General features: G+C 58.5%; 21 protein-coding genes and 1 pseudogene. 21 read left to right on the plus strand and 1 reads right to left on the minus strand.

The features are described 5' to 3' along the window. Positions 1-11 precede the first annotated feature (11 nt). The 11 genes and pseudogenes from ABIC03_RS26875 to ABIC03_RS26925 form a co-directional block, all read left to right on the plus strand. Positions 12-386 (plus strand): annotated as a pseudogene (locus ABIC03_RS26875) (ParB/RepB/Spo0J family partition protein); the annotation flags it as partial. A gap of 463 nt (positions 387-849) precedes the next feature. Then, positions 850-1,539, plus strand: a complete 690-nt coding sequence (locus ABIC03_RS26880; protein WP_354062444.1) for an ABC transporter permease subunit — start codon at positions 850-852, stop codon at positions 1,537-1,539. Continuing rightward, entirely contained in the window at positions 1,536-2,264 is a 729-nt protein-coding gene (locus ABIC03_RS26885) for an ABC transporter ATP-binding protein (protein ID WP_354062446.1), read from the plus strand. The genes ABIC03_RS26880 and ABIC03_RS26885 overlap by 4 nt, the downstream gene beginning before the upstream one ends. Before the next feature lie 20 nt (positions 2,265-2,284). Continuing rightward, positions 2,285-3,367 (plus strand): ABC transporter substrate-binding protein, encoded by a 1,083-nt coding sequence (locus ABIC03_RS26890; protein WP_354062448.1) that lies wholly within the window; start codon positions 2,285-2,287, stop codon positions 3,365-3,367. Between the two features lie 32 nt (positions 3,368-3,399). Further along, on the plus strand, positions 3,400-3,828 hold the full coding sequence (locus ABIC03_RS26895; protein WP_354062450.1) for an OsmC family protein: 429 nt from the start codon (positions 3,400-3,402) through the stop codon (positions 3,826-3,828). Between the two features lie 3 nt (positions 3,829-3,831). After that, the gene (locus ABIC03_RS26900) at positions 3,832-5,163 is read left to right on the plus strand and encodes an LLM class flavin-dependent oxidoreductase (RefSeq protein WP_354062452.1); all 1,332 of its coding nucleotides are present in this window, start codon (positions 3,832-3,834) and stop codon (positions 5,161-5,163) included. 565 nt (positions 5,164-5,728) lie between these two features. Then, positions 5,729-6,049: a hypothetical protein gene (locus ABIC03_RS26905; protein WP_354062454.1), complete on the plus strand. Its 321-nt coding sequence runs from the start codon at positions 5,729-5,731 to the stop codon at positions 6,047-6,049. A 9-nt stretch (positions 6,050-6,058) separates the two neighbouring features. After that, entirely contained in the window at positions 6,059-6,751 is a 693-nt protein-coding gene (locus ABIC03_RS26910; RefSeq protein ID WP_354062456.1) for an AbiU2 domain-containing protein, read from the plus strand. 14 nt (positions 6,752-6,765) lie between these two features. Next, positions 6,766-7,281, plus strand: coding sequence for a hypothetical protein (locus ABIC03_RS26915; protein ID WP_354062457.1), 516 nt, complete (start codon positions 6,766-6,768; stop codon positions 7,279-7,281). A 22-nt stretch (positions 7,282-7,303) separates the two neighbouring features. Further along, entirely contained in the window at positions 7,304-7,615 is a 312-nt protein-coding gene (locus tag ABIC03_RS26920; protein WP_354062459.1) for a hypothetical protein, read from the plus strand. A 208-nt stretch (positions 7,616-7,823) separates the two neighbouring features. Beyond that, a complete protein-coding gene (locus ABIC03_RS26925; protein ID WP_354062461.1) occupies positions 7,824-8,621 on the plus strand; it encodes a hypothetical protein in 798 nt (265 codons plus the stop codon). On the opposite strand, the gene ABIC03_RS26930 is transcribed toward ABIC03_RS26925, so the two are convergent. Continuing rightward, positions 8,590-9,513: a hypothetical protein gene (locus ABIC03_RS26930; RefSeq protein WP_354062463.1), complete on the minus strand. Its 924-nt coding sequence runs from the start codon at positions 9,511-9,513 to the stop codon at positions 8,590-8,592. The genes ABIC03_RS26925 and ABIC03_RS26930 overlap by 32 nt on opposite strands. A 121-nt stretch (positions 9,514-9,634) precedes the next feature. Here ABIC03_RS26930 and ABIC03_RS26935 point away from each other — a divergent pair, with 121 nt between their 5' ends. The 10 genes from ABIC03_RS26935 to ABIC03_RS26980 all read left to right on the plus strand — a co-directional run bounded on the left by ABIC03_RS26935 (position 9,635) and on the right by ABIC03_RS26980 (position 26,451). Further along, positions 9,635-10,117 (plus strand): hypothetical protein, encoded by a 483-nt coding sequence (locus ABIC03_RS26935; protein ID WP_354062465.1) that lies wholly within the window; start codon positions 9,635-9,637, stop codon positions 10,115-10,117. Positions 10,118-10,641: 524 nt separating this feature from the next. Beyond that, complete coding sequence (locus ABIC03_RS26940; RefSeq protein ID WP_354062653.1) at positions 10,642-10,824, plus strand: helix-turn-helix domain-containing protein; 183 nt, start codon at positions 10,642-10,644, stop codon at positions 10,822-10,824. A 270-nt stretch (positions 10,825-11,094) separates the two neighbouring features. Further along, positions 11,095-11,295 (plus strand): hypothetical protein, encoded by a 201-nt coding sequence (locus ABIC03_RS26945; protein WP_354062467.1) that lies wholly within the window; start codon positions 11,095-11,097, stop codon positions 11,293-11,295. A gap of 870 nt (positions 11,296-12,165) precedes the next feature. Further along, positions 12,166-12,930, plus strand: a complete 765-nt coding sequence (locus ABIC03_RS26950; protein WP_354062469.1) for an RNA polymerase sigma factor — start codon at positions 12,166-12,168, stop codon at positions 12,928-12,930. Further along, positions 12,927-13,517, plus strand: coding sequence for a hypothetical protein (locus ABIC03_RS26955; RefSeq protein ID WP_354062471.1), 591 nt, complete (start codon positions 12,927-12,929; stop codon positions 13,515-13,517). The genes ABIC03_RS26950 and ABIC03_RS26955 overlap by 4 nt, the downstream gene beginning before the upstream one ends. After that, a complete protein-coding gene (locus ABIC03_RS26960) occupies positions 13,518-16,934 on the plus strand; it encodes a UvrD-helicase domain-containing protein (protein WP_354062473.1) in 3,417 nt (1,138 codons plus the stop codon). 151 nt (positions 16,935-17,085) lie between these two features. Beyond that, positions 17,086-17,271 carry a hypothetical protein gene (locus tag ABIC03_RS26965; protein WP_354062475.1) on the plus strand — a complete coding sequence of 62 codons (186 nt, stop codon included), beginning with the start codon at positions 17,086-17,088 and terminating at the stop codon, positions 17,269-17,271. Positions 17,272-17,420: 149 nt separating this feature from the next. Next, positions 17,421-18,587, plus strand: a complete 1,167-nt coding sequence (locus ABIC03_RS26970) for a metallophosphoesterase family protein (protein WP_354062477.1) — start codon at positions 17,421-17,423, stop codon at positions 18,585-18,587. Then, complete coding sequence (locus ABIC03_RS26975; RefSeq protein ID WP_354062479.1) at positions 18,584-21,259, plus strand: AAA family ATPase; 2,676 nt, start codon at positions 18,584-18,586, stop codon at positions 21,257-21,259. Before ABIC03_RS26970 ends, ABIC03_RS26975 begins: the two co-directional genes overlap by 4 nt. Positions 21,260-21,447: 188 nt before the next feature. Then, entirely contained in the window at positions 21,448-26,451 is a 5,004-nt protein-coding gene (locus tag ABIC03_RS26980) for a PDDEXK-like endonuclease domain-containing protein (protein ID WP_354062481.1), read from the plus strand. The last annotated feature ends 123 nt before the right edge of the window (positions 26,452-26,574 follow it).

A 26,574-nucleotide genomic window follows, 5' to 3' on the forward strand; every position in this document is an offset into this window, starting at 1 on the left:
CAGACCCTCGAGAGATCCCGGCCGGCGGGCGCCGCTCTCGGGCCTTGGAGCTGCTGGTGAAGCAGAAGCCCCTGGCCAAGACCACGTCGGTGCCATGCGTCGTGCGCGATCCGGCGACCGACATTCTCGGCGGCGACGCCTCGCTGGCCGAGAACATCCAGCGTGCGCCGCTTCATCCGCTTGACCAGTTCCGCGCCTTCCAGGCTCCGCGCGAGAAGAGCCAGAGCGAAGAGGACATCGCCGCTGCCATCTTCATCTCGGTCAACGTCGTGAAGCAGCGCCCGCGGTTCGCCTCGGTCTCGCACGCGCTGCTTGAGGTCTATGCCGACGACGGCATGTCGCTCGAGCAGTTGATGGCCTTCACTGTCACGCCGGATCATGGCCGTGCTATGAGCGCTTCCGCTCCAGCGATGTCGACCTTCTGAACCAGTAGATGCGCATCGCACATCTTGAAAAGACATTCTTTGAAAAGACATTCTGCAAAATCGCGCGCGCAGTAGAACGGCATTGATGCCGAACAGCGAAAAATGAATTTTGCTACCATCGAATTGCAGGCCGGAGTTTGCGAAGGTGGCGCCGTCTCAGGTGAGACGGAGCAAAGTCGATTTCATGACGGATGCGTCGCTACTTTCCAGGCCTGTCGATGCGACAGCGTCGCCTGCGGCCGGTGGCACGGAACCATTCCCCCGTGCCGGCGAACCCGTGGTGACGGTGGTAGCCGACGTTACGCGACCGTCGGAGACATCTGCATCGCGCGCGCGCGGCCTGGCTTGGCGCTCATTTTTTCTACCCTGGCTTCTGCCGTTTGGCATGCTTCTGGTCTGGCAATTCCTCTCGACGACGGGGATTGTGTCTACGGCGATCGTGCCGGCTCCGTCCGACATCTGGGATGCTGCGCGGCAGCTTGCCGAGCGCGGCGAATTGCAGCACGACGTCCTTGTCAGCCTTCGCCGGGTTGCCATCGGCTTCAGCATTGGCGCCCTCGGTGGGCTGCTGTTCGGCTTGGCCGTCGGGCTGTTCGAGCCGCTGCACGATCTTTTCGATCGGTCGCTGCAGATGATCCGGACCATTCCGCACCTGGCGTTGGTGCCGCTGATGATCCTCTGGTTCGGCATCGGGGAGGAGCCGCGGCTCATTCTCGTCGCGATGGGATCGCTCTTCCCGGTCTACATCAACACGGTCGGGGGCATCCGCAACGTCGATCCCAAGCTGATCGAACTCGGAAAGTCCTACGGCCTTGGCCGCGCCGAGCTGGTCTGGTCGATCATTCTGCCGGCGGCGCTGCAGCCGATCCTGGTCGGCATGCGCTATGCGCTCGGCGTGGCCTGGCTCACGCTGGTCGTGGGTGAAACGATCGCGTCGCGGGACGGGGTTGGATATCTCGTGCAGAACGCACGTGAGCTGCTGCGCATCGACATCATCGTGCTGGCCATCATTCTTTACGCCATCGCAGGCTGGCTGTCCGATCTCGTCACGCGCCTGATCGAACGGCGGCTGTTGCGCTGGCATCCGAACTATGCGGATCGGGTGAAGGCATGAGCGGAGCCAGCGTCAGCCTGCGTTCGGTCGGCAAATCGTTTGCCGGCCGCACGGTCCTGAACGACGTCGATCTCGACATCGCCTCCGGCCAGTTCGTCTCGATCATCGGACCAAGCGGAGCGGGCAAGTCGACGCTGCTGCGCCTCGTCGCCGGGCTGGACGCGCCCTCGCGCGGCCGCATCGAGCTTCGCACGACGGGCCGCAAGGCTGACGTGCGCCTGATGTTCCAGGAGGATCGTCTGCTGCCGTGGCGGAGCGTCCTCGGCAATGTGCTGCTGGGCATCAAGGGCAGGAAGCAGGACGCGGGGCGCATCCTCGAGGCAGTCGGGTTGCAGGGACGCGAAAGCGAGTTTCCGATCGGGCTGTCGGGCGGCCAGCGCCAGCGTGTGGCGCTGGCGAGGGCGCTGATCCACGAGCCGGACCTGCTGCTGCTCGATGAGCCGTTCGGAGCGCTGGACGCCATCACCCGGGCTGCAATGCAGCTGCTGTTGGGGCAGTTACTGGTTGCACGGCCCCGCACCGTCGTGCTGGTCACGCACGATGTCGAGGAGGCGTTGCTGCTCTCCGATCGTGTGCTCCTGGTCAAGGATGGCGGCATCGCGCGCGACCTGATCTTCGATCAGCCGCGTCCACGGCATCGCGGCGATCCGGCGCTGGCGACCCTGAAGGAAGAGCTGCTCGACGGTCTGCTCACGGCCGAGCGCGACTTGGCTTCCGTTGCATGAACAAACGAAAGGATGACGACATGACTTTTATTGGCTCGACGGGCCACCGCGCTGGCATCTCGCGGCGAACGCTGTTGTCGGTTGGCGCGGGACTTGCCGTAGCCTCGACAGGCGTCCGCGGATTGCCGCGCGCGAATGCTGGCGATGCGGTGCCGCCGCAACTGACCGTCGCTGTCATCGGAGACGGCCGCACCGGCGTCTGGGCATCACTGCGGGCAGGCGTGGGTGGCCGCAATCTCGAGCAGGAGCTCGGCACCAAGATCGTCTGGCAACCGGGCTTCACGGCATCGCTTCCGGTGATGGAGGCGGCCAAGGCCGGCTCGGTCGATTTCACGTTCGCAACAGCAACTGCGGTCGTGAACGCGGTTCCGGCGCGTGTCCCGATCGTGCCGCTCGCGGCCTACCCGTTGCCTGTCGACGAAGTTGATTTCCTGGTGCAGGCGAATTCCCCGATCAAGACCGCGGCCGATCTGAAAGGCAAGAAGATCGCCCATCAGAACGGCACGACGGGCACCTACAGCCTGATCAAATATCTGGAGACCGCCGGCCTCAGATTGTCTGATGTCGCAGCTGTCAGCCTGAGCGGGGCAGACGCGTTCACGGCATTCGCGCAAGGAAGCATCGACGGCTGGATCCATTGGCAGCCAGCCACGGCGCTCGCGCTGACCAAGCTCGGCGGCAAGGCGCGTCTGCTGCCCGACGTGAAGACCTATGACTATGCCTTCTACGTCGCGCGGAGTGACGTCGCGGTGAAGTATCCGCAGCTCTTCGCGAAATTCGTGAAGACCATACGGGAAACCCAGGCCTATATCTTCGCGCATCCGGCTGAGTCCGTTGCGCTCTGGGCCTCGCAGGGTGGATTTCCGCCGAACGGGACCGAACAGGCCGTCTACGAGAAGCTTGTCCGCGATGCCAGGCTGTCTGAGTCGACCGCGGTCGCGTTGAAACCGATCGATGAGGCGGCGGCCGCGTCGACCCAGGATCTTGCCGACAATTTCCAGGCGCTCGGTGTGCTCCCGAACAAGGTGGACGTCCGATCATTCCTGCTTGGCCCCCAGTTCGACGCGGCGAAGAAGGCCGTCGCGCTGGAGCTCGGCGCATAAGCGGCGACGCCTAAACCAACAACAGAGAAATCATGATGAACGCTCAACCCGGCGAGACAGTGTCGATCACGTCCGCCACAATCGGTCAGTTCGGTCGCTATCTGGTCAGCGCGGGTACGAACCATTTAATTTCGGACCAGCGCGTTGCCGTCGGTGGGCCCGGCGAAGCGATCAACGCCGGCGAGTTGCTGCTGTCGTCCCTCGGCAGCTGCTCGCTCGGCCTCATTCAGAAGACGGCAAAAGAACGAGGGATTGTCCTGCGTGAGGCCGGAACCGAAGTGTCGTTCCGGCGTCATGCGACCGATCCGACGCAATACGAGTGGATCCGCATCGTGGTGCGCCTGTCCGGTGTGACAGCGGGCGAGGCTGAGACGCTGGTTGCCGGATTCACCGCCAACTGCCCGATCTACAACACGCTGAAACGTGGCGGTCCCGTCGAGATCTCCTGGACTGTGAGCTGATCGATGCCTGACAAGAAACTGCATCTTGCCGCCTTTGTCTCCGCAGGTCCCGTTTCCGGCAGCCATGCTGGCTGGCGGCATCCGGAAGCGGACGGCGACTTGCTGTCCGCCGCCTACTACCAGAATATCGGCCGGCTGTTGGAGCAGGGGCGCTTCGATCTTGTGTTCATCGCGGACATCCTGGCAATCCCTGACACGCTGGGCGGCAGCCTGGACAGCCAGCTTCGCTACGGCGCGCTGGGCGCGCTGCGGCTCGATCCGCTGGTGGTGCTCTCGATCATCGCGGGTGCGACCAAGCATCTCGGTCTTGGCGCGACCATTTCGACAACCTACGCCCAGCCCTACGCCCTGGCGCGGGCGCTCGCGACGCTCGACCATCTCAGCGGTGGCCGCGCCGCCTGGAATATCGTCACCTCGTTCCAGGAGGCCGAGGCGCGCAATTTCGGCCTGACCGAGCAGCTCTCTCGCGAGGAGCGCTACGAGCGCGCCGACGAATTTCTGGAGGTCGTGACCAAGCTGTGGAATTCCTGGGAGGATGGTGCGCTGGTCCGGGATCGCGAGGCCCCGCTGTTCGCCGACCCTGCGCGGGTGCACCGGATCGACCATTCCGGAAAATGGTTCAACGTGCAAGGGCCCCTCAATGTGAGCCGGCCGCCGCAAGGACGCCCGGTCTTCATCCAGGCCGGCGCTTCGGATCGTGGCCGCGATTTCGCTGCGCGATGGGCCGAGATCATCTTCGTGACGCCGGGCCTCATCGATGTCGCCGTCGAATTCCGCAACGACTTGCGCGCCCGCGCGGTCCGTTTCGGTCGCGACCCTGATACGCTCAAGGTGTTGCCCGGCATCGTCCCGGTCATTGGCGACACGGAGAAGCAGGCCAAGGCGCTACACGACCAGCTCCACGAATTGTCGCATCCGGAGTCCGGTCTCTCGACTTTGTCCTATCATCTCGGCGTTGATCTCTCGCGCTTCCCGCAGGACGAGGTCCTGCCTGAGAATCTCGACGTTCCCGGCGTCGAAGGGCACTACCGTGAGGTCGCCGAGCTGACGCGGCGCTCAGGCTTGAGCCTTGCTGAGCTAGGACAGCGATACGGCGCGGGGAGAACCACCAGCGGCTTCGCCGGCACGCCCGGCACGGTGGCTGATCGCATGCAGGAGTGGTTCGAGGCGGGTGCTTGCGACGGCTTCATGTTGCAGGTCCCATATCTGCCAGGGGGCTTGGAGCAGCTGGTCCACGGCCTCGTGCCGGAGCTGCAACATCGAGGGCTGTTCCGCACTGAGTACGACGGCTCGACCTTGCGCGATTCGCTCGGCTTGCCCCGGCCGGCGGGCTGAGGTCGCCGGTGGCCGCGACGCAATGTTCTTCAGTTTCAGACACTTCCATAATACGCAGCCCACCGTTGTGATCGTGCACGAATGTCCATTCACGGCCTGAAAAACCCCGGGGCACGACTAGTAAGTCATTGATAGTGCTCGGCGCGCAGACTCTCAACAGTGGCCCGGTCGGTGTCCATTCATCCAACAAGCTTAGGAATTCTCTTGTTCAATCAATCGCAATAATCGGGTGTTGCGCCTCCGCGAGACAACAAGTCCTTGAAAACAAACGTTTTCGAGGGCTTTACGATGCTCCAAATTTGGTTGGGAATTTCGTTCGTGGAAGCATCGTGGAAGCGGCAGAAGGAAAGTCGCAGCGTAAGATCGGCGGGGTTGCGCGCCGCGTAATGACTCAATTGTGATCAGGGGCCCGCTGTGCGCGGCATCATCGACGTCACGATTTTGCAGCGCTGCTAGACCACTGATCTTGTGGCTAGTCTATCCTATTGTAACGGACCATTTCATTGGACCTCACGGCAAGGTCGTGATCGATAGGGTTTCGCTCCTCTCAAAGATCTTGGAGGACATGGCAGATCAGCGCGTGGATTTCTTCGTCTCCGGCATCGCCCGATATAGCGACCCGTTTGCCGAGACGGCGGAGCGCTCAACGAAGTTCTGCTTTGTCGTTCGACCACACAAAGGGCCCAGCGGACTAAGCCTTGCCAACCGCGCGCTGTGTCACCATTGGAACTGTGGCGATGAACATTATGAGAGAGATAAACGCAAATATGAGCAAGAGCGGCGTGATATCTTCATGCGCAACCCCAAAGCCGCCGAGATTAGCAAGCCCGTGCCGCTCGGAGCCGTCATCCCTTTCTATCCTGTTCCACTCGTGAAGGCGCAGTGAGCCTCTGATATGAGCGCGAAAGCACCAGGGCCGTCCGATACAACTCAGAGTGAACTCTATCTGGAGTACTGCAAGAAGGGCGAAATCATCCATCGCTTCGCAGAGAACCTCGCGCAGACGCTCGGTGTGTTCCATGGAGTTAACAGCACAGGAAAGGCGCTTCGGCTCGAAGGAGAAGCGACGGGCGCTCTAAGCACCATCTTGTTTGACCAGTTGCAGATCATGGTGATCAGACTGAGCGCGTTATGCGACAACGGCACCAGAAATGATGACGCCTCGCTCGGACAGCTTGTGCGTGGCGTGAGCGTTCCCAGCTTCCAGCAATTCTTGATCGACAAGGAGACGCAATGGCAGCGTGCCGTTGGCCACAGGGCGGGAACGACAAGAGACATACCGAGGTTGATAAGGGTGCTGAAGGCGCGATGGTCCATCCTAAAGGCAGAGCAGGACGCTCTAACGAGGATAAAGCACTACCGGAACAAAGTTCTCGCCCACGCCACCACCGGGCTTGATCCGAGCCAAAGGGTTCTCATTCGCGATATCTGGCGCCTGTCTCGATTGGCGTTGAGCGTCGCCAAATACATCCGGCTATTGTTGGAGCGCGACGACTGGAACTATCTGGAGCATTCAGAGGATGGCAAGGCCTGCGGTAGGACGTTGGTGCGTTCGTTACATCGCGACAACAAGGTACGTGGACTCTAGAAAGGGGACAATTGATGGCTCTCAGCGAACGAATGAAGATTTTGCAAGATGCAATGTCCGCTTACAGCGACATGACGGTCAAGAGCTTCCGCACCATTGAAGCGCTTGGAGATGCTATCGTGCAACGTCTGCCGATCTATCTAGGCGAAGGCTCTGAAGCGCGTGGCGTGCCGCCTGAAGGCGAGTATCGAGAGGAGGCTGGCGACTACCGGGGTGCAAAATTCAGCACTCATGACAAAGATACCTTGACGTTGGCCCCCATTCAGATGGGTGTTGCTGTGGGGATTCCGCGTACAAGCGGCAAGGGCAAGTTCTGGCCTCGCGTGGTGCTAGAATTTGAGATGATCGGTGACGCCATAACGGTCAGGATTGGCGATAGCCCGCGAGCGGTGCGAGGCATTCCACCCGACTTCAGCGAAGAGGACGTTGAACGGGTCTGCGAGGAGATTCACGAGTACATCAGGGTAGTATTGGAGAATCCCGTTAAAGTCGCGACCGCGGTGGGTAAGGGAAAACTTGGCTTCATCTAACGGCCACGGCAGAACGGTACTCATGGAAGCCACCTTCGGCAGCGGCGATTTGACGGACTATGCTCGGCGGCGCATAGCGCTCGCCCTCTATGCAAAGGGCCAAAGTTTCCTTGGCGCGTCCATTTTACTGCAACGCCACGGGGGCGACGATTACGTAGTGCTCCACCTGACCAGCCAGGGCACGGAAATCGTTGTGAAGGCGCTTCTGCTGCTTCTGGACTACAAGAAATTCGCTAAGCCGATTAGGAGATACGGGCACGATTTAGAAGGCGTTGCAGCAGAGGCTCTAAGGGTCTTTGGCCTCCATCCCATGCGTCCGGCGCTCGCGCAGTAAGTGAAAGCCCTGAATGTCTTCTATAAAGGAAACCTGCTCAGATATAATGGTCTTCCAGACATTTTCATCGATCCAAAGACAATCGGTCGGCATAGGTTGCTGAGGAGAACGACTGCTGTCATTCGGCTTGCAAATCGCGAAATAGCAAAGTTGGGTCAGCCTTAGGGTGACGCCGTTATAGTTAACCGAGTTCTTTGGATACCTCAGAATGACGGACGCGACCACGCAGCAGCCTTTCGACGCGCGCATCACTCCTTACGACGATGTGGTTGACGCCTACGACCTCACCATCCTGAAGGAGGTGGGTGATTGGTCGCAGGACGACACCGGCGACATCGTTATGACGAAGGACGGCGACCCTCAACACGGAGACATTGCCTACAATGGGTTGTTCCGGCTCGTGCAGATGTGGCGCTACAGCGAGCCGCACCTTCGGCACCTGTTTGCTACCCTGTACAGTACGCTAACGCAGCGCACCGTGCTGGATGACGCCCTAAACGCCGTTGGGGACAGAGCGCATGAAGTTATGATGCGCGGGCACGGGATGCCATCTGGCTCGTTTGGCGCGGCCTTCCACGATGTGTTGGATCGGCAGGCGGCAGCGGCCTTTGGCGCGGGTATTTACGCAGGTTCGTTGATGCTGATGCTGAGCGCTATCCTTCTTCGCCTTCGGGACGATAACCAAGGGAAAGAGCAATGGACCGCTGTGGGGCCGTTCTTCAACGGTCATTCGGTTGGCGTGATCATTGAGGCTGGTGCGAATGGCTTTCGTCACGCAGATGAGTGGGCCAAAACCCACCCACCGAAGGCGCAACAGAAACGCTCGCAGGACATTATAGAAGGCGCACTACACGGGCGTCCTCAACCAGACGAAGGAAGCCCGGGAGCGTGCGTAGAATTGTTGGCCCTGCTCAGTGGCGGTAGCTTTGAAGGTCTGGCTACCAACGTGTTTACGTTCGCGCACAATCTGACTGTTAAGTGCCGTCAAGGTCCATCGGGCTACTGAGGTACTTGCGGGGCGACGGTTGTCCCGCACCCTTTCTGAAGTCCCTATCGGATAGTTGGCGCGTTACCTCCCCGGCCAGGTATTGCGCTCCCATGACCGTGTGACCGACTTCCACGCGCTTGGGCTGATCCTTGGCATAGCGGTTGCGAACATAGCGCGGCTGCGCCTCCGTAACTCTGCGCGCTCGTGCAGCATCGAACGCAGGCCACTTTGGTTCTAGGTAGTTGATGAGGCGGTCGATGTGGTGCCCATATTTGTCTCTGATATCATCCTCTTCCAACCCAGTGGCAGCGGCCAGAGCCTTTAGCGCAAGTTCGGTGGCGAGCAGTCCGCTTTGTACGGCTCCTCTGAAATCGTATCCGCCCGTGAGAATTGCAGCAGCAGCATGGAGGTGCAAGCGAGAAAGGTTGAGGAGCCTTTCTACTAGCTCCATCTGAGCATAGGGCGCTCGAAGTTCACGAATTCCATATTCAAGGTCGAACAGGTCCGCGAATTGGTCGTGATATGCGTTGAAGATGTCCGGCTCGTTTGCCAAAATTCGCTTTTGAATGTCAGTCAGTTCAACGTGCTCCATGGGCGCTATCGCTGTGCGCCCGTAGATCTGCGGAATTCCCACACGCGCGAAAACATCTCGGAACATGAACACGCCAATATGACCGCCCACGGCAAGGTCATGAGCATTATAGAGCCGCGCGAATTGCGCCCGGATGCGGACCAGTATCGGCGGCGTGTACGCTCCAAACAAGCCGTAGCCCACGTATCCGAGTTGTTGCATCACAACTCTTGGCACGTTGAATTGACGCTGCCTTATGTCTTCTCCCGCTGCGAATAGGCTTTCATCTGCCCTTACCACCAGCAATAGCAGGGCGTCGTCTGCTACGTCCTCACTCATTCGCTTCCTTCCCGGTAAGCTTCAACCCACACCCGCAATTCAACGGCAGTAACATACATTAGGCGAGGTTCTCAAATCGTGGGATGATCTTGCAGCAGATCGTCCCCATGGCGGTCACGGGATGACTCACACGAAATTCCACTACGTCACATTTACCGCGAGCAGACCGAAGCTGTCGGAGCCCGATACAGAGGGTGAGTACGCTGACGGCAAGTACAAGACCGAAGCGACTGCCTCTGAAGATTATACAAAGCGCGTTCAAAACGAAATTCAGGTCATTGACCGGCACTTCGCGGGCAAGAAGCACGTCTATGTCCCGTGGAAGGAGACGAAGGAGGGTGCTATCGCCTTCAACTTTAGGTCTCCCATGAAGAAGCCAGAACTCGTAGATGCTAAAGGTAACCCTCTCAGACAGGGCATCATCATTCGTGGTGGCTCCCTCATCCGCATCGCTGGCGTCATCGTGCCCTGGGGAAAAGGAGGCATTCGCGGCGTGAGCCTCTGGCCGGATGCCGTGCGCGTTATCAAGCTCGCGCCGGGTCTCGCCGCTGCGTTCGGTCCGCCTGAAGAGGGCTTCGATGGGACGTATCATCCTGCGCCGTGATGATCCCTCAAAGAGGTTGGTGCGGGCTTGCTGGTAGTAGCACGACATGGTAGCAGAGACGAAGCAGCCAAGCTGATTTGTGGCGATTTTGCTTGGGCTTATCGTGTCGCGCTTTTGCCTCCCCGAGGGAGCGCCAGCAACCTTAGGCACTTAGGTAGCCTTCAGCCGCGTTCGTTGAATTTGGTTGAATAAGACGCTGGTGAAAAGCGGCGAACGCTTGAAGAATTTGCTGCCGAGATTTGCAGACTAGCCTCGGCGCGATGCTCACTGTGGCCGGCGCATTCGCGAAAAATTTTCTCGTCGCCCTTAGTGTCCCGAAATATTCAAACCGCCGCTGACATGCGCTGTCGTACGCGAGCGCCCTCGGATGTTCGCATTGACGTTGCTCGTCGCACAATCAATTCTCGTCCTGTCGAGCTTTTTGCGAATTGGAGGGCCACGTGAGATACAATCGAGGAGAGAAAACTGGCGGACAACAGTCACAAGTCAGTCTAACCGCTCCGAAAGCCGCAGAACCGAGTACGATGCCATTTGCCCAGCGGCTCACCTGCACGATTGACGATGCGTGCGAAGTGACCGGCTTGGGACGCACGAAGCTTTACGAGTTGATAGGAGCTGGGCGTATCGTCACGACAACGATCGGACGTCGGCGAATAGTAGTGGTGCGCTCACTTCTGGCGCTCCTTGACACGAACATGTCGAACTAATGGTCGTGCGACTTAAGGAAGCAACCCCACCTTGAACGCGCTTTTCCTCAGGCGCTCATTTTTGGATGACGACAGTGCTCCCTCAGCTGGTCGAACTCGTCCGCCCACCACCGCATCATCGCGATCCTGTCAGAATTCGGCGGCAGGGAAATATCGACCGCATCTGCTGAGAGAGGCACACATCGGACCGGCATATAGAGCCAACTGATGGAGAGTTGCGCTTCAATGCGGCTGTGCTAGTACGCCCGCTCTCGAATCGAGGAGCTAAAAGTGGCGAAGAAGGTAAAGAAGACCGCGACGAAGAAGAAACCTGTGCGTCGCGAATATACAAAGGCTGACGTGAAGGAGCTGCGCGCTCATTCGAAAGCGAAGACTCCGGTTGCGAAAATTGCGAAGCTCACCAAGCGCTCCGAAGGCTCACTCCGCCAAAAGGCGCTCAAGCTTGGAATCCGGCTCGGTCATCGGCGCTAGAAGGCGGCATCATGACGGGCTTCAATAGAGTGTTCTCGACCAGAACGTTGTTGCAAATCATCTGCGTTCTTGTCGCTGTTGTCACAATGAAGTTGTTGGGCGCTCATTATGACTTCAGCTGGGCAGCCGCAGTTGCGATTGACTAGAAGAACACCTTGGCAGGCTGAGCAGAAAAGAAGTACGCCTAGTGGCGAGCTATCACGGGGCGTTCAACCGTACGAAGTAATGGCGCCTTCAGAACCGCAGGGCGAAGGAGACCAGTCAAAAATCTAGTGCGGGCGATTTCCCCATATGTGCGGCAGGACTCGAATCTGCAACCAGACCGTTATGAGCGGCAGACTATCGATCAGCTTTGTTGATGTTACTGTCTTTTCGTCCCAATAGGATCGCGTTCGTTGCGCTTCGGTTGGGTCGTTTCTGGTGCGAAACTGGTGCGGTCACGCCTGCTCGTGCATTCATCTGGTATTCGGTCAGGTCGCCGATCTTACAGCGGAGATGAACCACATTTCGGGTCTCGATGCAGCGTTCCGCTGAAAGCGGGGTGAAGGGGCGAAGCCAAGCATGGCGACAGCGGCTTTGACAGCCGTGAGGCCAAGCATCTCATCATCCAGCCGCGCGACATGTTCACGCCGGATTCGCATATCGATACGTTGAGGGGTGAAGGCGCGGAATTCCGGCGAACAACCGCCGCTAAGCCAATGTATATAAGAGATGTTAGCCTTCCGCACGAGCTCTGTCTCGACGGCTTGCCCCAATTGAGTTACAGCTTCCGGTAGCAAGGAAGCAATGACTAGTACCGACTGATCCTTTCCCAATCACGTCGTTTGGACCCACATGGCCGTCCCACTTCGCAAGTTGAAAGACAGGGTCTTGTATCAGCGCAGGCTGCTGGTTGAGAACGCGATTGATGATCTCATGAAGGTGTCGCGTTCGGATCAAGCAGATCGCTGTAAGATCGCCGACCCATCTGATCCCGGTTATATTCCGTCGGAGTGCCTACTTCATTTGATCCGCGGGTGTCGCTCCGACAACTCCGACCATTTCTTTGCAATGATATTCCGCACACTAAGGCGACGAGTCCTCACTCGATTACCGAACCCGGCCATAAAGGGGAGCGGTGAGGGTAAGTCATTGGTTTCGCAGCGGAACATAGCGATCAACGAGTATGTGGTCGATCGATTTCAGGCGATGCTTGTCCAGGACCGGGCCGGGTATGATGAGCGGCTCGATTATTACGAAGTAAATTTTGATGCCGCTTTGGCTACCCTTCGTCTGGACGGTCGAAAAAAGGCCTTAAGAGAAGAAAAGCGCTCGGAATCCATTGGCTATGACGATGAAACCAGTGAACTCAATGCTGAGGTGGAGAAAGCAGCGGCAGCCCAGAATCCAGTATCCGAGTCAAAACTTGACGATCCTGTTTACCGGTCACGGCTTTACGCCGCGATTGAATCATTACCGGACAATCAGCGCCGCGTGATCGAGCTATTGCTACGCGGAATCCAGATAGATTCTCAGGAACCCAACATTCCTACGATCGTCCGATTCCTCGGTTGCACGGAAAAGACTGCCCGGAACCGCCGCGACCGAGCGTATGCAGCGATTCGGAAGGCTCTCGAAACGGAGGAAGACGCATGAGCACAGCAGATACAGACTCCCTTCTTGAGCATGTGTTGTTGGCGTTTGCCGTCGAGCCTTCTCACGATAAAGCAACTCTTGAGCGCTATCTTTCGCGTTATCCGCAATACGCGACCGATTTGGTTGATCTCTTGAGCGAGCTTAGGCTCTCTTCCGAAGGGATCGTTCATACCACAGATGATGAATCTGCAGCACAAAAGGCATGGGATGCGTTTAATGCCACGCCGCCCCGCGCCGAACGTCCCCGCTTAGTCGAGAATCCCTTTACACTGTTTCAGGGGCCTTCCTTTGTTGCCTTAGCGACCGAGCTTCGTATTCGCCGTTCTATCCTGATTGCACTAAGGGACCGGATCGTCATTGCGACATCAATTCCCAAACCCTTCCTAAAGCGGCTAGCCATAGCGACCCGTTCAACGACCGAAGTCCTTCTTGAATATCTCGATCAACCCACGACCGTGGCTCCCGGGGCGAGTTATAAGTCGGACGGGAAGCCCGAAGCTCCCGCCAAGATCGAATTCGAGCGACTCCTCATTAACTCAGGTGTCACCTCCGAGGAGAAAGACGATATTTTCATGTCGTCTACCTAGATGGACACGATCGAAATCACACGCCAGACAGCCGAACGGCTGCATCTTGCGGCCGCGCAAAAGGGAGCCAATCCCTGGCAGCCTTACGCCTTCGCCTGTGCCGAAGCTCTTCGCCGGTCGATTGCCGTCGAGAAGCTTCCGACGGGGGATGCGCGCTTGCGCGGCGCGCGTGCTTCATACGACCCAGGCGGACTGACCATTCTGCACGAAGATGCCGGCAATGATTTTATGAATGCGTTTCTTGTCGCGCATGAGATCGGGCACGTTGAATTCGGCGGGGCTGGAGAGAGCACGCTCTCTTATGAGGTGAGCCCGATGCGCCCGGCGGAGGCGGCGCCCATTGGTGTCGATCGGGTTATTGACTATGGCCGCCGCGAACGCCGCGAGGTCCAAATGGACCTGTTCGGGCGAGAGCTGCTCTTGCCCCGATCCGTTGTGCGCAAACTTCATCTCGACGAAAAGTTGACGGCAACGGCCATTGCGCAGCGGCTCGGTGCGCCCTTCGATGTTGTGGCACAGCAGTTACTAGATGCCCTTCTACTTCCTCCCGTTCGCTTAGATACGGACGTCCATGCGGAGGAGTCGCTAAACCCCGAGCAACGTTTTGCGGCCGAACATTGGGGTTCACCTTACTTGCTTGAGGCCGGTCCTGGTACGGGAAAGACGCAAACCCTAGTAGGTCGGGTGGAATGGCTACTCAAGCACAAGAAGATTCCTGCAGACCAGATCCTTGTGCTGACCTTCTCCAACAAAGCGGCCGGTGAACTCTCAGATCGTTTGGCGGCCCGAATCCCTGCAGCCGCCGCCGCAATGTGGATCGGTACATTTCACTCATTCGGCCTAGACATTATCCGTCGTTTTCACGAGCGCCTTAAGCTTCACGCGAATCCTAGGCTGATGGATCGCACGGAAGCCATCGACGAGCTGGCCGATCAGTTTCCGCGCTTGGATCTGAAACACTATCGCGATGTATGGGACCCGTCGCTTGCGCTAAGCGACATCCTCGCTGCGATTTCGCGTGCGAAAGATGAGGTAGCATCACCGGAGCGTTACGCTGAGCTTGCCGATGCCATGTGGAAAACTGCAGCGCCGGGCCAGACAAGAGAGGCGGCTGAAAAATGTCAGGAGGTCGCCAAGGTTTATGCAGCATACGAAGCGTTGAAAATTGAGCGTCAGTGCCTTGATTTCGGCGATCTCGTCGCGCTGCCGGTAGGACTGATTGAAACGGATGAGGAGGTGCGTGCGCAACTCCGCGCTCGCCATCGCTATGTTCTGGTTGATGAATTCCAAGACGTGAATCGGGCCAGTGTCCGCCTTCTTAAAGCTCTGTGCGGGGACGGGACAAACCTCTGGGTCGTCGGCGATGCCAAGCAGTCCATTTATCGCTTCCGGGGCGCGTCATCTGTCAATATTGCGCGGTTTGCCACTAAGGATTTCCCAGGTGGTCAAACCGGCCGCCTCAAAGTGAACTACCGGTCGACCGAAGAGATCGTGAGCGCGTTTGTCACGTTTGCGGAACATGGCATGAAGGCGGCGGCGGACGCAGACGTGAAATTGAAGGCGGAACGCGGTCCGTCCAGTGTGAAACCGAAGTACTCCGCCGTCGACATGGCTCCGGACGAAGTCGCGGCCATTGCCGAAGCCATCGAAACTCAGCGGGCTGCAGGGATTTCCTATCGAGACCAAGCCCTGCTCTGTTCAGGAAATGAGCGCCTTGGACGAATGGCGGCCGAGCTGGAGAGCATGGGAATCCCGTTGCTGTTTCTTGGCAGTCTCTTTGAGCGAGACGAAATCCAACAGCTGCTCTCTCTACTTTCGTTGCTGATCGACCGACGGGCGATGGGCCTTGCGCGCGTGGGAACAATACCGGAATTCCGGCTTTCGTTGGCGGCTACCGCAGCGGTTATCGCCCACTTAAGGGAATATGAGGGTGAGCCGCTCGCTTGGCTGAGGGAAGGTGCACCGTTGAGCCGCGTCTCCGCAGATGCGACGCCTGCGTTGACGCGGCTGCGAGATGTTCTGAACGGGTTCGGCCGTGCGTCGCCCCCTTGGCAGGTGGTATCGACGATTCTCCTCGATCGCACGCGGTTTGCGGCTGCTATTGCGAATTCTGACGATGTCGCGGTCCGTGCGCGGGGTGTAGCGATCTGGCAATTCATGAATTTTGTCCGGGCACAGCCGGCGGCAGCCGGGCTTCCGATTTCGCGTCTTCTCGACAGGATACGCCGACTTGTTTTGCTCGCTGATGAGCGGGATCTCCGGGAGCTGCCGGCGGCTGCACAGAGCATCGATGCTCTCCGTGTCATGACGATTCACGGGAGCAAGGGCCTGGAGTTTCGCGCTGTCCACCTTCCGGGTATGAATGCTGATACAATTCCACGTTCGCCAAACCAGATGCGCGGGTGCATACCTCCGGATGGCATGATTGAAGGTTTGTCGGGCACCGCCGTCGATATTCTGAGGAAGGGTCACGTCGAAGAACAAGAGTGCTTATTCTTTGTTGCGATGTCCCGGGCGAGAGACCGCCTTCTTCTGTATTCGCCGACCAAGGCTAAGAACGGGCGGCGGCGCGATCCTTCCGAGTTTCTGGCTCGGCTCGGGTCGACAATCGTCAGCGGGCACGTTCATCCGCGCCAGGCAGTTCCCCCAGATGCAGATGCCGCTCCCGTTCACCTCAGTTTCCCAGCTGGGATTGTACTCACGGATCACCAGCTCGCCCTGTTCCAGCGGTGTCCTCGCCGCTTCTTCTATACGCATATTCTTGAGATCGGTGGAAGGCGAACCGAAACCCCGTTCATGCAGATGCACAATGCCGTTCGGTCGCTCGTCGAATGGTTGACTGCGGATCCAACCCTCACGCCGTCCGCCGCTGAGCTTGATGCTCGCCTTACTGAGGCATGGGATTCGCTGCGGCTCACGGACCATGGCTATTCAGAAGATTATCGCCGAATTGCCAAGCAATTGATTGATTTCTTTGTATCTTCCCGCACTGGCTACGCCCGCGCCATACCCGCCGAGATGCGCTTTCGCGTTGGCGCCAGTGAGATCATTGTTCGTCCCGACGAGGTGCTTACGGCACCGAATGGCCGGAAGCATATTCGGGCGATCCGGACCGGCCATGCCGGCTCCAAGGATTTTGAGAACATTTCGGCGGGCGTCTTTACGCTCGCAGCGTACGAGGCGTTTCCGGGATGTACCGTTGAGTTCGTCCATCTCGGCGACGGCACGATTGGCGCCGTAACCATGACGGACCGGGTGTTAAACAATCGGCGTGCGACCGCCGAGGAGTTTATCGCTGAAATCCGCGCCGGGCTGCTTCCACGGAAGGAAACCGCGCGTACCTGTCCCCGGTGTCCTGCTTTTTTCATCTGTGGCCCCGTGCCCGACGGCGTACTCGAAAAAAACTTTTCCTTGTAGCCCCGACGGACTTACCGGTCAGCCTTCTTCCCATCGATTGGCCCTTTGAAGGCAGGCGCAGGGCCATGCCTTGCGGCGGATTTGGTGGCCGCCGGGCCTGTCAAGGCGTGCCTAGCCGGGACGACCTGCCAACCTATGAGGAAAGTAAGACATGAGTACTGCTACAGCAAAACGTGCCCCGATTGCCACGAAGGCCCGCACCGGAGAAGTATGCCCGGAGAGCGGTGTTTGGAAGGTCGACGGCTCGCCGAGCACGACCGCACCCATCGCCAAGGGCAACCGGATGCCACCCTACGACGGCAAAGCCGTCACCTGGGTGCTCAGCCAATACGCCTAAGCCTGGACGCCCGCTTCGGCGGGCGTTCACCCTTTCACTGAGAAGAGCCGGTACGCAGAACACCAAAACGAAATGGGCATAACTGGGCTTCCCGCTAGGCGAGGAGCGCATTGCTCTCTACTTTAGAATTAAGGGGAAGGGCGTCCACTATGAAATTCATCCATTCATCCGATCTCCAGATCGGCAAGGTTTTTGGCTATTTCGAGCCGGAGGTTGCGAGCGCCCTGCAGGATGCGCGTCAGGCCGTCGTTCGGACCCTTGGGGAAGCTGCGGTTAAATCCGGCGCGACGGCGGTCCTCATTTCCGGCGACGTTTACGAAAAACAACAGATGTCTCAACAGACCCTGGCACGTGCCATTGAGAACATGCGCGCGTTCAAAAGCGTTCAATGGCATCTCATGCCTGGAAACCACGATCACTTCCGTGAAAACGGACTGTGGGATCGGATTGTCCGCATGCAGCTCCCCTCGAATGTGACCGTGCATACGCAGGCGGGTGCGGTGCAGATCGCGGACGAGGGTGGCGCTCCTGTCTTTGTGTTGCCTGCGCCCCTTCGTTTCACATCGAGCGCGGACGATCTCACGGCCTATATGGATAAGGAGGCCACGCCGGAAGGCGCGATCCGTATCGGCATGGCGCACGGCTCCATTCAAGGCTTTGGATCAGAGGGTGAAGCCAGCAACTACGTGGCGCCAAGCCGCGCGGACAGCGCGGGCCTCTCCTACCTTGCCATGGGTGACTGGCATCGGCAGATGCGGGTGAACGACCGTTGCTGGTATAGCGGCACGCCTGAGGCCGACCAGTTCAAGCTTCCGCCAAATCCCGTATCCTCGCACTGCAACGGCGGTTCGGCGCTTCTTGTCGAGGTCAACGGTTCAAATGCATTGCCGGTGGTCGCGCCGATCCCGACAGGCCGTTACCAATGGCACAGGGTCGAGAAGGTGCTGACCGAAGATGCACAAGTGGATTTGCTCGAAAGCGAGCTCCGTGCGCTCGATTCAGACCTCAGCAAAATTGTCGTCGATCTCCGGGTTACGGGCGCGGTGTCTCTCGCCGGCCGTAAGAAATTTGAGGAACAAATCCTCCAGAGCGTCGGGGCTGCTCTTCGCGGCCTGCGCTTTGACGAGGCCGGCCTTGTTCTCAATCCGACCGACCACGATCTCGATGAGATCGATCACGCCGGCTTTGTGCGTGTGGCAGCAGACCGTCTCAAGGCCATGGCTGCGGTCTTGTCGGATCAAGGCCAGGCGTCGCTTGCCGCCCTTGCTCTCAAGCGTCTTTACATCGAGCATCTTCGTCAGGGGACACGGTCATGAAGATCCGATCGATTGAGCTTACCAACTTCTGCAAATTTGTCGGAACCTTCCGCGTCGACAACATTGGCGACAACGTCAATGTCTTGGTGGGGCGAAACGAGCTGGGCAAATCGACCCTGCTGAAAGCCATCAACGGCGCCATCTTCGAAAAGGCCAAGTCGACGGCTGCGCACGTCAAGGCGTTTCGCCACTTCGTCAACGGCACCGTGCCCGAAGTGAAACTCACCTTCGACATCGACGGCAAGAGCTGGACCATTCACAAGCGCTTCGCGGGACAAGCTGGTAAGTCAACCTTGACCTGTTCGGATGGCCGGCTGTTCGAGGACGACGCAGCGGAGGCGGAATTGCAGCGCCTTCTCGGCTTTGCTGGCAGTCGCAGCGGCGGCGAGCCTGGTATCTGGGGAACGCTTTGGGTTCAGCAGGGGCAATCCTTCGGCGATGCGGCGCTTGACGAGCATGGCCAGCGCACCATGCAAGGCTGCCTGGAAGCGCAGGTCGGCCTTGTGACAGGTGGAACGCGAGGCCAGAAAATTCCGAAAGCCATCAAAGACGCCCTTGAAACGCTACGGAGTTCGAAAGGACCGCGCGGGAAGTTCAAGGACGCAATGGATCGGCTTGCCGAGAGCAAGCAGGAGACGGCCGACTTTGAAGCGAAGCGGCAGTCCGTGTTTCAGTTGATGGAAGATCTTGCGCGAAATAAGCGCGAGCTTAAGCAGGAAACGGATAGCTGGGACGACGCGGCGCACCGCAGGGAGGTCGAGGCAGAACGGACCAAGCGCACGGTTGCCGCGACGCATGCTGCCGAACTTCGAAGTGCGACGGACGCGGCCAAGCTCGCGTGCGAACGCGCAACACAAGCCCGGAGATCGGTTGATGATCGCGCCAAAGCCGTTGCAGAACTGGAATCGCTCGAATTGCAACTCAGCGATCTGAATACGGCAAGCGCCGGCGCAGTTGCCGCGAAGGCCGACGCCCAGGCCTCCGTCGATACCGGCGAAGCCAAGCTCTCCGATCTTCGCAGTAAAACAAGCCGGAACGCCGAACGGGCGCGGAATCTTGAGCGTATCCGTGCCATTGTCTCGCTGAATGGGGAAATCATCCAGCACCAGCTGACCCTCGATAAGGCTGCTTCGCTTGAGTGCGAGGCCGGAAAGCTTTCGGAATTGATCGGCGCCATTGCGACGACCGATGCCGCCGTAACGAGGATCGAGGAGGCCGTTACGGAGCTATCGGCCGCGGATGCAGCCGCAAACGCAGTTGCGACCACCGTTTCATTTGCCCTGGAGGAAAGCGCGCTGCCGAGTGTTGCCTTAGACGGCAAAGCGCTCGATGCATCCAAAACATCGCTCCCAATCCTTGGCAAGACAGTAATCACCATTCAAGACGTGGGCGCGATCACGGTAGAGCCTCAGATCAAAGATCGCGCCGCCTTGGTCGCACGCCGGGACGCGGCCCATGAGGAAGTGAAAGCCGCTTTGGAGACTGCAGGCGTCATGGATCTAGCCGCCGCGCGCACAGCGGCGGCTCAGCGCAAGGAATATCTGCGGCGTTCCGCAGACGTCGGCAACGAGCTGGCAAATCTTGCTCCCGGAAATCGGACCAAGAAGCTGGCGGCCGGGCTGGAAGCTCTCAAGGGCCATTTGGGCGAGTTGCGCGGCCGACTCAGAGTTGAGATGGAAAAGTGCGGACTTGCGGAAATTTCCGGTGAAGATGATTTGACAAGCGACATTGCCAATAATCATGCAGAAGGCGCGCGGTTTGCTGCCGAAATCGAGACAGCTGAGGCTGAATTGGCAGGGCCTCAGGACGCTCTCGCCCAGGCCGACAAAAAACTCCTGAGCGCGCGCGAACGCCTTGCTGGGTTGAACGGCACGATCGAGACCAAGAAGGCGGACTTAGCAGCTGGACGTGCCGGCGCCAGCGACGAGCAGCTCACCGCAAGCGCGGAGAGCCTTGAACGTGATGCCGTTGCGAGGGATGAGCAGTTGGCAGAGAAGCTGCGCGGTCAGGGCGAAACAGTGGAGGCTATCGACGCCCGAATTAAGCGGCTCGAAGGCGCCGCCGCCAACCACCAGCGGTCGGTCGCAAATCTCGGGATTGAGGTGACACGCCTTACCGCGCTGATCGAGGCTAACGAAGGCGGTGGCGTCGAAGAAATGCTTCTTGCCGCTGAGGCTGAACGTGATCGCCTCACGACCGCCGTAGCCGAATTTGAGAAGGAGGCGGCGGTCCTAAAACTCCTTTCGGAGACATTAGAAGCAGCCGAAGGTGAGGCAAAGACCCGCTATCTCACGCCGGTTATCAGCCGTGTAGAGCCCTACCTGAAAATGCTCCTGCCAGGAGCCAATATCGTTCTCGATGAGGATTTGCGCATCGCCGCGCTTCAACGTGCCGGACAACGCGAGGATTTCGATGTACTGAGCGGCGGCACGAAGGAGCAGCTTGCCGTCCTCACGCGATTGGCGTTCGCCGAGCTGCTGCTTGGGCAGGGCCGGCCGGCTACGGTCATCCTCGACGACGCGCTCGCGTTTTCAGACGACGACCGCATTGAAAGCATGTTCGATGTCCTGATGCGCGCTGGCGACAAAGTGCAGATTATCGTTCTGACCTGCCGAAAGCGGCTTTTCACCCGGCTTGGCGCTGCCCCGTTGGAAATTCGGGAGGCGGCGTGAGGTTTGGGCTGTGCCCGGTGCCAACTGAATGGCGTCGGCTGTTTGCGGGAGGTATGCGGAAGGTGGATAGTCGACGGGCAAAATGACCTCGCGAGAGTTGTGGTGCTACGATTATAGCAGTTGAAGGGGCGCTTAAAATCCGCAACCATTCGCTCTAAAGCTGTCCATTTTTAGGGGTCCCGCTCGCCGTGCCCGCCCAAGTAAATGTAGAAGACGAACTGGCCGCACGGCGGTTGACGGGCTTGCTTGATTACGTCGAGGCGCTCGTCAAGCTGGATGAGCGCGTTGCGACGCAACTGTCGCAGCACAAACTCGCCGATGGATCCCAGTTCGCTCTTCATCAACACGAAATCGCAGGACTTCCCGCCATTCAGTGCGATACGAGTGACGCTGATGGCCCGATCTGGTTGCGGGTTCAACGCCTGCAGCGCACGACGCCGCCGGCATTCGACGAAGGCGGCAAGGAGTGGATCGACGTCTCTAACGATCCGCTTCGCGTTCCGGTTATACATGATCCACTCCATGTCCGCGTGCCTGAGGCTGAACAGCAGCGGCTAATAGCGATCGGCGAAGCACGTCCGGAAGATTGCGTCCCATCACTGAAAACGGAGAAATCAGATACTCCCAACCAGAAATTCTACGATGTTATGTTGCGTCTGGAAGATCGGCCCGCGCTTCGCGACGCTCTTGAACGATACTGTGCCGGCCCCTGGTCGCTTTGGTCCGAGGTAGAGAAGCCGCGAAGGCGATCCATCGCCGTTTATCAGCGGCTCTTCGAGATTGCACAGCGATTACTCCAATCTGGCGGCAGTGAATCGATCGAGTTGGTGTGGGGAATCGGTCTAGCGCGATGGAAGCACCTTTCCGAGCTCATCGACCTTCCAATGATTGAGTGCGGAGTTGAAATTGAAATCGCCGAGACCGGCAATGCCGACATCACCGTTCGCCCGCGCAGCGGCGTGACGCGTGTCGAACTCCGGCCGTTCGAAAAGCTCGCCGGCGCAAGATTTGTACTAGCGGAAGATGCGGCGCGGCGGTGCCTTCGCTCCTTGGAGGGGCCGGATAGTGAAGGAATCTCTCCGTTTCGCGCGGAAACGTTTGAGCCCATTCTCAAGATTTGCGGTGGCCAGCTTGACCCCGAAGGCCGGTTTCTTCCCGATCACCATCCGCTCCCGGCATCTGAGCCGGTTCCGGAGCCCGAGGGAGAATATCTGACGGTGAGCGACCGATACGTGCTCTACGCGCGCCGCCGGTCGAACAATTCGGTTCTGCGTGATATCGAACGTCTCAAAAAGGAAGTGTCTTCGGAGGACGGTAATCCGATTAGGATTGAAGGTGCGGTTCGGACGCTGGTCTTGGGTCCGACCGACGGTATTGACGACACGTTCAAGCCGTTGGGAGACCGCTTGGGCGCGGCTGGCGATGTTCAACTGGATGCGGACGAGGGGCCGGTTGACCCGGATCACGGCGACCTGTTCTTTCCCAAGCCTTTCAACGACGAGCAAGTTGAAATCATTCGCCGCCTGGAGAAGTCGGATGGGCTCGTGGTTCAGGGGCCGCCAGGCACCGGAAAAACGCACACCATCGCGAACATCATTAGCCACATGCTGGCGACAGGGCGGCGTGTCCTTGTCGTTTCGCATGGGGAGACGGCGCTACGGGTAATCCAAGATCAATTGCCCGAGGGTGTACGCGACCTTGCGATCAGTGTGACAACATCCGAACGCGAGGGGATGAAGCAGGTCGAGAAGGCTATCGGCCTTATGCTCGGGGTAGTCAACACGATCGACATGAACCGCTCGCGGCAGGTGAAGATTATTCGAGACCTTGAGGCAAAAATTGTTGCGGATAGAAATCACCTTACCGAAATCGATGTACGACTTGCAAAAATTGCGACCCAACATCTCTCGCCGATACCTGGCTCTGCCGAACTGCCATTTGAGGTCGCCAAACGGGTGATTGAGGACAAGGCGCGTTATACATGGTTCTCGGATCGGCCTGTGCGCTCGTTTTCGGAAGGGGGTGTGACCCTGGCCGAGATCGACGCGCTTTTCACGGCGCGCAAAACGCTCAAAGGCGATCTCAAATACTTGGGAGAACAATTTCCTAGCCCCGCCAACTTACCAGATCCCGATACCTTGCGTGCCTGGCATCTCGATTTGATTGCGGCACAAGACCTTACAGCCGAAAATATTGCTTCCGAACCTTTAACCCGGCGCGCAATTGCGACGCTTGGCATCGACAAGGCTGCCGAACTTGGCGAGCGGCTGCAACTCCTCGCATCGAGCATATCCTCTCTCCAGGACCAAGCCTGGGCATGGGCGTTGACCGAGGCGATCCTCGGGCAGACGGCAATGGCCGGTCGACTCGAACCTCTCGCCCATGCATTTTTAGCCGATGCGCGCGATTTAGTGGCGCAGCGCGCGCCATTTATTGCAAGGCCGGTCCATCTCCCGAAGGAATTGCCGCCTGCAAAGCAGTTGTCTCAAATTTTGGCAACCCTCAGGGTCGGAAAGAACCCGTTTGGACTGATGGCCTTCGGCACTAAGAGCCATCAACCCGCTATTGAAGCGATGAAAGTTGCAGGCCTGCGACCTAATACGCCGAACGATTGGCAGCACGTCCAACTATTTATTGAGTTCTGCGGTGCGGTGACAAGCCTTTCGGCGCGTTGGGAGACGCTCAAGGTGGAGCTATCAGCGCCAAGCCATCTTTCGTTTGCGGTGGAATCAGTATTCCTACTCGATGCCCTCTCCGACACGCTCCATGCCTGCCTGACCGGCGTACCAAGCCAAATAGCCGAAATGTCGGAGCAATTATCGGCGGCCCTCGGAAATCGCGACGAGGCCAGCGCGATTTTGCGGCATCCCGCCGCAACTGCTGCCTTCTCTCAAGCATTATCACGTCACGTATCGTCGGTAAGGCTGGCGGCTGTCGCGAAAAACGTGGCAGAAGCCGTCGCACAGTTCGACGGCAGAAATACCGATCTTGCGGGCTTCGCACGGCAAATCTTGACCGAACTGGTTGGAAAGCCGAACGCGGATATCGAGCGACTGACCCGCGTATGGCAAGGTATCCTCTCCAAGTTGGGACATGTTCGCGCGTTGGCGCCTTTCTTCGATCGCATAACTTACACCTGTGGCGAGCTTTCGAAAGCGGGAGTGCCAGCATGGGCCGAACGCCTAAGAAGCGAGCCTGCCAGCGAAGCGACAGATCCAGCGGCCCCCAGCGACTGGCGGGAAGCATGGGAGTGGGCGGCACGGCTGACCTACCTCGAAAAGATCGGGGCCAGCAGTCATCTGGCCCAGTTGCACCAGGAGCGGTTGGAAATAGAAAAGGCTCTTCGCGAGGGGTTCGCCGCGCTCGTGAAGGAAAGAACCTTCTTCAATCTTGCCGCTACAATGAAGGGATCCGCCAAATCCGCCCTTCAAGGTTTTGCCAACATTATCCGGCGTTTGGGGGCCGGGACCGGGCAAAGGGCCGTACTGCATCGTCAGAACGCACGTCTGGCGATGGAAAATTGCTACGAGGCGGTACCTTGCTGGATTATGCCTACCTGGCGCGTCTCCGAGCAGCTGCCCGCCACGCTTGCCAGTTTTGATCTCGTGATCCTGGATGAAGCGTCGCAGTCCGATGCGCGCGAATTGCCAGCGCTCTTACGTGGCAAAAAGGTGCTCGTTGTCGGTGACGACCGCCAGATCAGTCCCAGCTCGGCTTTCCTGTCGATCGCGAACATCGCGCGTCTGCGACAGAACTTCCTTAGCGAATTTCCTTTCCGCGCAGAAGTTGAACCAGGGGCTTCGATTTATGATCTTGCACGCGTGATGTTTCCGGCGAAGTTCGTGATGCTTAAGGAGCATTTTCGATGCGTGGAGCCCATCATACGTTTTTCGATGCAGTTTTATAATCAAGACTTGGTGCCGCTTCGTATTCCAAAGCCGAGCGAGCGGTTGGACCCGCCGTTGGTCGATATCTACGTTGAGGATGGGCAGCGTCGAGGAAAGTCCAAGGTTAACCCGCGCGAGGCAGAGGTCATCGTCGAGGAGATTGCCACGATCGTCGAGCAAGCGTCGAGGGTCGAAGGCCCAGCGCGGTCAATCGGAGTGATATCCCTTGTCGGTGCCGATCAGGCTCTGCATGTTCAGAAACTTTTGATGGAGCGCATCGGCGAAACCGCCATGATGCGTCATCGCGTTGTGTGCGGCGACAGTGCATCCCTCCAGGGAGACGAGCGCGACATCGTCTTCATTTCAATGATTGCCGATCGTGCCCGCAAACAGTCGCAGACATCCATTCAGTATCAACAGCGATTCAATGTAGCATTGTCGCGGGCACGGGATCGGATGGTGCTTGTGCGGTCCGTGAAAGAGGAAGAGCTAAATCCAAAAGATCTAAAATCAAAGGTGATCGGACACTTCCGCGAGCCGATGCCAAACGTCGTTAATCCTAGCTTGGACCTCATTGATCTCTGCCAGTCTGAATTCGAGCGGACTGTGTTTATGGCACTTGTCGAACGGGGATACCGCGTTATTCCGCAAGTGGGTTCTGTGGGGTTTTCCATCGATATGGTAGTCGAGGGAGAAGGGGGAAGGCGCCTTGCCGTCGAATGCGACGGCGACAGGTATCACGGCCCGGAGCGTTGGGCGGACGACATGCGCCGGCAGCGCATCCTGGAGCGCGTAGGTTGGAGCTTTTGGCGCTGCTTCGGTTCCAATTACCAGATCGATCAGCAAGGCGTTATGGACGATCTAATTCAGACGCTCGATCGTATGCAGATTAGGCCGATTGGACTCGAACCGGTCAATCGAAGCTATTCCGAGCATCGCGTCATTTCGCCTGCTGCAGAAAGGTCAGGCGATTTTGCAGCGACGCAGGTAGACGGGACGATCTCGGTAGCAGCCTTGCGAGATGAACTCGGTCCCACATCGAATGACGCTGAACCGGAGTACCGATTAGCTCCGGGCGACCGCATCGTCATCCGGTATCTCGACGTGGAACCGTCGCGCCCGGAATTTCTCACAATAAGCGATATCGCGGATGATCCGATCAATGGCTATCTGATGTTGTCCTCGCCACTTGGACAGGCGCTGTCGCAGGGCTCGCCAGGAGATGAGTTAACCTATCAGGCAGGCGAAAAAGAACGCGGTGTCCTGTTTGTTTCATTGGAGACCGTGTCGGCTCAGGCAGCTTAGCGGACATTTCTCGCGTCGGTCTTGTCGTATTAAAACGAGACCCAGCGAATTCCCGGTCGAGGCGGCTATTCTCTCGATGAGATCAAGGGCAAGCATCGCCGGATGTTTGTCGATCCTTGCTAC

This window comes from Bradyrhizobium sp. RT6a (assembly GCF_040547675.1).
Classification (GTDB): Bacteria; Pseudomonadota; Alphaproteobacteria; order Rhizobiales; family Xanthobacteraceae; genus Bradyrhizobium.

Excerpts from the sequence above, each read along its gene's own strand:
- ABIC03_RS26885 (WP_354062446.1), top strand. The coding sequence starts at position 1,536 with ATGAGCGGAGCCAGCGTCAGCCTGCGTTCGGTCGGCAAATCGTTTGCC.
- ABIC03_RS26890 (WP_354062448.1), top strand. The coding sequence starts at position 2,285 with ATGACTTTTATTGGCTCGACGGGCCACCGCGCTGGCATCTCGCGGCGA.
- ABIC03_RS26895 (WP_354062450.1), top strand. The coding sequence starts at position 3,400 with ATGATGAACGCTCAACCCGGCGAGACAGTGTCGATCACGTCCGCCACA.
- ABIC03_RS26900 (WP_354062452.1), top strand. The coding sequence starts at position 3,832 with ATGCCTGACAAGAAACTGCATCTTGCCGCCTTTGTCTCCGCAGGTCCC.
- ABIC03_RS26905 (WP_354062454.1), top strand. The coding sequence starts at position 5,729 with ATGGCAGATCAGCGCGTGGATTTCTTCGTCTCCGGCATCGCCCGATAT.
- ABIC03_RS26910 (WP_354062456.1), top strand. The coding sequence starts at position 6,059 with ATGAGCGCGAAAGCACCAGGGCCGTCCGATACAACTCAGAGTGAACTC.
- ABIC03_RS26915 (WP_354062457.1), top strand. The coding sequence starts at position 6,766 with ATGGCTCTCAGCGAACGAATGAAGATTTTGCAAGATGCAATGTCCGCT.
- ABIC03_RS26920 (WP_354062459.1), top strand. The coding sequence starts at position 7,304 with ATGGAAGCCACCTTCGGCAGCGGCGATTTGACGGACTATGCTCGGCGG.
- ABIC03_RS26925 (WP_354062461.1), top strand. The coding sequence starts at position 7,824 with ATGACGGACGCGACCACGCAGCAGCCTTTCGACGCGCGCATCACTCCT.
- ABIC03_RS26930 (WP_354062463.1), bottom strand. The coding sequence starts at position 9,513 with ATGAGTGAGGACGTAGCAGACGACGCCCTGCTATTGCTGGTGGTAAGG.
- ABIC03_RS26935 (WP_354062465.1), top strand. The coding sequence starts at position 9,635 with ATGACTCACACGAAATTCCACTACGTCACATTTACCGCGAGCAGACCG.
- ABIC03_RS26940 (WP_354062653.1), top strand. The coding sequence starts at position 10,642 with ATGCCATTTGCCCAGCGGCTCACCTGCACGATTGACGATGCGTGCGAA.
- ABIC03_RS26955 (WP_354062471.1), top strand. The coding sequence starts at position 12,927 with ATGAGCACAGCAGATACAGACTCCCTTCTTGAGCATGTGTTGTTGGCG.
- ABIC03_RS26960 (WP_354062473.1), top strand. The coding sequence starts at position 13,518 with ATGGACACGATCGAAATCACACGCCAGACAGCCGAACGGCTGCATCTT.
- ABIC03_RS26965 (WP_354062475.1), top strand. The coding sequence starts at position 17,086 with ATGAGTACTGCTACAGCAAAACGTGCCCCGATTGCCACGAAGGCCCGC.
- ABIC03_RS26970 (WP_354062477.1), top strand. The coding sequence starts at position 17,421 with ATGAAATTCATCCATTCATCCGATCTCCAGATCGGCAAGGTTTTTGGC.
- ABIC03_RS26975 (WP_354062479.1), top strand. The coding sequence starts at position 18,584 with ATGAAGATCCGATCGATTGAGCTTACCAACTTCTGCAAATTTGTCGGA.